1 protein-coding gene is annotated in these 689 nt (G+C 66.0%); it reads left to right on the forward strand.

The genetic code is table 11. The features are described from left to right. On the forward strand, nt 1-689 hold a 689-nt coding region (locus tag ACX40P_RS15150; RefSeq protein ID WP_459127191.1), incomplete at both ends, for an aldo/keto reductase.

Below are 689 nucleotides of genomic sequence, written 5' to 3' on the forward strand. Positions count from 1 at the left end.
ACTTATTTCCGCACGCTCGGCCGATCCGGCCTGGTCGTGAGCCCCCTGGCTCTGGGGACGATGACGTTTGGCGCAGGACGCTGGGGAGCGGACGAGGCGACCTCGCGCCGCATCTTCGACGCCTACGTCGATGTAGGCGGCAATTTCCTGGATACCGCCGATGTCTACTCGGGCGGCGAGAGCGAGATGATGCTCGGCCGCTTCTTGCGCGACAGCGGCAAGCGCAACCGGATGGTGGTGGCAACCAAGTCGGGCTTCCCGCGTGCAGAGGGTAATCCACTGGCCGGGGGCAATTCGGCGCGCAACATCCGCGACGGACTGGAAGAGTCGCTTAGACGCCTCGGCACCGGCCATATCGACATGTACTGGACGCATGTCTGGGATCGCACGACCCCGCCCGAGGAAGTGCTTCGCGCGCTGACCGACGCCGTCCGGCGCGGGGACATCCTCTACTACGGCTTCTCGAACGCACCGGCATGGTACACCGCGCAGATCGCGACGCTCGCGCGCGCTCATGGTCTGCCGGAGCCGGTCGGCCTGCAATATAGCTATTCGCTCATAGACCGCGGCGTGGAACTGGACATCCAGCCCGCTGGGCAGGCGCTCGGCATGGGATTGGTGGCGTGGAGCCCGCTCGGCTTTGGCATGCTGACCGGCAAGTACGGCCGCGAGAAGCTCGCCGACTTTGG

The organism is Sphingomonas sp. RS2018 (genome assembly GCF_054489605.1).